We start from the raw sequence: 4,235 nt of genomic DNA on the forward strand, positions 1-4,235 counted from the left end.
AACAGTATCACCCGACGCGAATTTCGTTGTCTACACGTGCAACGCCAGACGTGGCGCGGCCTGCGCGCCGGTCGGCCCAGCTGATTCGCGCTCGCTGAATAAAACCACCCCGACGCGAGTTTTGAGCCCGTCACAGCACGCCCTGGACGACCCAAACCGACCGACGACAAAAAGCCCCTGGCGGTTCGGTGGCGAAGCCATCGGACGGCCAGGGGCCAACAAGCGCAGCGCGTTAGGCTTCGGGGTTCAAAGGGGCCTCCCCTTTGGTACGGTCGATTGGTTACGAATGGCGCAGCTCATTTGTAAACAGTCGGTAACGTGCCTCACCAAAAGCGTGCTGGCTCCATGCCCGAGGGAATTTGCATTGATTTGCACTAAATTGCACTGGATTGCTCTGACTTGCACTAATTTGCACTAATCGAGAAAAACTCACTTCCCTACAAGACGCTAATCCAACGGGGTATCGGGGCGCAGCCCTGATCAGGGTTTTGGGGAGACCGACTGCGTGCAGGCGGTGGCCACAAAACATTTCCTGTCCGGCAGTTCATTGAGATTTGCTTCTGCCCCGCTTGCCCTCTCAACAACCTGTCCAAGCGCTTATCGCTCGACTCGTAGAGGCGGCTTTTCGGGGTTCAAAGGGCTCCCTTTGGCACCGGATGTATACATCCATAGCGTGCCTGTATTTTTCGCCGTTGCTTGAGGCCGCTTCGCGGCCTGCGGGGATGTCAGGTATTAGTAGGGACTTTGCGGGGAGTTTGCAGGGGATTTGTCAGGCCGACGGGTACCTGTAGGGCGTTTGTCAGGCATTTGTAGGCAAGTTGTCAGGCCAACTCGCCTTCTTCATCCGCTTCGGCGTCCAAGACCGTCAGCAGGGCTTCGACGGGGTCATCTGGCAAGGTTTCAGCCATGGCTTCGCTGGCTGTGTTCTGTCGTTGCAACCGTGCCGGATGGGTCGCGGTATGAATTTCCTTGAGCGCGCGGATACTGACCTGGGTGTAAATCTGCGTGGTGTTCAGGCTGACATGCCCGAGCATGGCCTGGATGAAACGAATATCGGCGCCGTTCTCCAGCATCAGCGTGGCCATGGTGTGGCGGAACAAGTGGCAACTGCCGCCCTTGCCGATGTTGGCTTTATCGATGTGCTCGCGCACCAATTGGCTCAGGCGATTGGGGCTAAACCCTTCGCCCTGCTGGGTCAGAAACAAAGTGCCATCGTCCTGGGCCATGGCAAACTGAGGCCGGATGTCGTCGCGGTATTTGGTGATCCACGCCAAGGCCCGTTCACCGATGGGAATCATGCGGTCTTTTTTGCCCTTGCCCTGACGAATCATCACCGTGCCGCGCTCGTAGTCGATGGCGCTCCAGCTCAGGCCGATCAACTCCATGCGGCGCATGCCGGTGCTGTAAAGGGTTTCCAGCATGGCCCGGTCGCGGATGCCGGTCGACGTTTGAGTGTCCGGCACATTGAGGATGCGTTCGGCTTCGTCGCTGCTGAGGATGTGTTTCGGCAAACGCTGTTCCATCCTCGGTAGATCGAGGTCGGAAGCCGGGTTGTACAGGATACGGTTGGTTTTGGTCAGCCACTTGAACCAGACTCGAATCGGCGTGATACGCACCGTCTGACTACGAGCTGACAATGCTTCGCCGTCGGCTTTTCGATACAAAAAAAGATGACGCTGGTAGCGCTCTAAAATGGGTCGGGTGATTTCCTGGGGCCGGGTCAAACCGCGTTCGTCACACCAGCGGATAAACGCAATCAACAGGCTTTCACGGTTGCCCACGGTACGTTCGGAGTAGCTGCGCTCGCGCTGGTATTGCAGGAACTGTTTCATCTGAAAATACAGGCTACCGGGATCGCCCAGCGGGCCAATGATTTGTTCTGCAACACGCTGTTTTTTGCTCTCGCCTTTTTTCGGCATAACCACCTCGACTTAGACGGCGCTGGACAACGCGGAGTGGTTTTTTTGTGGCGGCAGGGTCAGTGGTTTTTCGTTCAAGCCGACCGCTTCGACCTCAACGCCAGAAACGGCGTGGCTTTGCGCATGGTTGAGGGTGTCCGACTGAGTACCGACTATGGCCCGACCTGAGTCCGACCGCTGTTCTGCTTCCCCCGACCGGACGAATGTGTTGTCGAGCCGGTCGGCATCGATCAGACCCATCAAGTGCGGCTGATTACCGCTTTTGCCGTCATACGTGAGGGTATATTCATGGGCCAGCCCCTTGCGGTGCAGCAGCAGGTATTCCAGTTCGGTCAATCGGCCCAGGTGGATTTTCAACTGGGTATCTCCCCAGCCGGTGGCTTCGCGCACGTCCTTGCGACCAAACCGAAACTCATTTTCTTTGAGTCCCTGCGCCTGACTTCGGGCCTCGACCCAACCCTGTAGCAACTCCAGCAAACGCCGTGTTTGCGGCGGTAGCTCGTCCAGGGTGCGCCCAAGAATGTCGTGGGCCAGCCGGTTGGCCAACACGATGTCGCCCTTCGTGACCTCGATGTAAGCCAAGGATTTGCCACGATGCTCGACGTGTTTGATCGGGCGTTGATGCTGATGCAGCAAGGCAATGCAGCGAATCAACGTCAGGTATTTCATGTGGTCACGCCGGGTCCGGGTTTTGTCCGAAAGAAAGGTCAGTTGGTCAGCAAACGGATTGACCACGGCCACGGTTTTGATCAGCCGCTGGGCGTTCTGGTGCAGGCGAGTAATGGCCTGTTTTTCGGCGTCGGCCAGCAGGCCGTCGAGGGTTTGTTTTTTGCGTTGGGCTGCGTGAATGGCTTCGGTTTGCTCGCGGCTTTCGTTGATGGTCAGCACCAAACAGCGGTTGAGCAGTTCTTCGTCCACGTCGATCGCCGTGGTGGTGAGCATCAGCATCACCGGGCCTTTGACCGTGTATTGTTTGGTGATCAAGTTGCCGGTGGCTTCGTCCTTACCGGTGCTGGCAATGGTCAATTCGCCGTCCGATTGCAGCAGTTTCAGGGCATAAGCCGCTTGGCGAACGCCCTCCTCTTCGGCGATGGCCAGGATCTTGTGTTGCAGATCCGTTTCACCAAGGTAAAACAGACTCTGGCCGGTCATGGCGCTGTACTGGATGCGTTCTTCTTCCGGCATCAGGTTCAGTACCGCGTCCATCAACGAGCTTTTGCCCGCCGCGCTCGATGACTGAATCAACACCGCCAAGGGCTGATCCAGTTTTCGGGAAACAGCAGCCAAGTACCCGGCCAGCAGGTTGTAGGATTCACCGACGACACCGCAACGGGTCAAATCCGCCTCGATGCGCTCGATCAGATTGGGCGCACGCAACAGGTTCAATGCGGCCAGTTCATCCTCCGCGCTCAGTGTCGGTGTGGGATTTTTTGGGGCCAGTGCCGCCTGGATGGAGGCTTCCTGCAAACCTTCCAGCTTGAGCAACAGTTTGCCCAGGTCGCGCTTGATGATTTCTTCCGGCACGCCCAGCTCGATGCTGGCCTGTTTCAAATAGCTGTAGCGGGCTTTGGCGGCGTATAAATCGAAGCTGTCCACGTAATAGGCCGCTTCGCGGCCCGGTGCGTGGTCTTCTGCGACCTCGCGGCGCACCTGCACATTGACCCGCATTTGTTCCGGGCCAAGGTTCTTTTTCCAGCCGCGCACCCGCCATCGGCGGTCGGCCACTGCCAGTAAAAGATCGCCCTGGGCGTTTTCGCTGAAAGCTTCCGATTCGGAAACTGGCCCCGCGACCGTCAAAGTTTCCGAATCGGAAACACCCGGCACCGGTGGCAACTCGGCGGTTGCCTGCGGCGCAGCGGCTAAAGAAAAAGAGGTTTCTGGCTCGACCAAAACCGGCGTGCCTTTGCCCTGCCACAGCGCCTGTTGCAGCAGTTCGCCCAGCGCCTGGGCCGGATTTTCCACCTGCAAGGCGAAAGCGTTAGCGTCCATGCCTTGCGGAAACAACAGGCGGAAGACTTCGATGCCGGCAGAGCGTAATTCCTCGGCCAGCTTTTCTGCCGCTGCGTCTCCTGCTGAATCACGGTCGAAAGCGATGACCACCCGCTGGGTGCCGTGGTGTTTCAGGGCCTGCCAGTGGTCTTGAGAAAAACCATTCACGCCATAGGCGCTGATAACGTTACGAAAACCCGCACACCAAAAGGTCATGGCGTCGATCAGCGATTCACAGAGAATAATTTCCAGGCTGGCCAGCAACGCGGCCTCGTTCCAAACCCCGCGTAACGGCGTGGCCAAATACAAATGCCGGGACTGGTTGGC

Annotated in this window: 2 protein-coding genes; both read right to left on the reverse strand. The window is 57.9% G+C overall.

The window, feature by feature from the left end; genetic code table 11:
- Positions 1–821: 821 nt before the first annotated feature.
- Positions 822–1,919, reverse strand: coding sequence for a site-specific tyrosine recombinase XerC (xerC, locus tag PMM47T1_RS28365; RefSeq protein WP_008375794.1), 1,098 nt, complete (start codon positions 1,917–1,919; stop codon positions 822–824).
- A 12-nt stretch (positions 1,920–1,931) separates the two neighbouring features.
- The coding region (locus tag PMM47T1_RS28370) for a toprim domain-containing protein (protein ID WP_008375796.1) at positions 1,932–4,235 on the reverse strand (2,304 nt) is incomplete at its 5' end.

The sequence above is a fragment of the Pseudomonas sp. M47T1 genome, assembly GCF_000263855.1.
In the GTDB taxonomy this organism is placed as follows: domain Bacteria; phylum Pseudomonadota; class Gammaproteobacteria; order Pseudomonadales; family Pseudomonadaceae; genus Aquipseudomonas.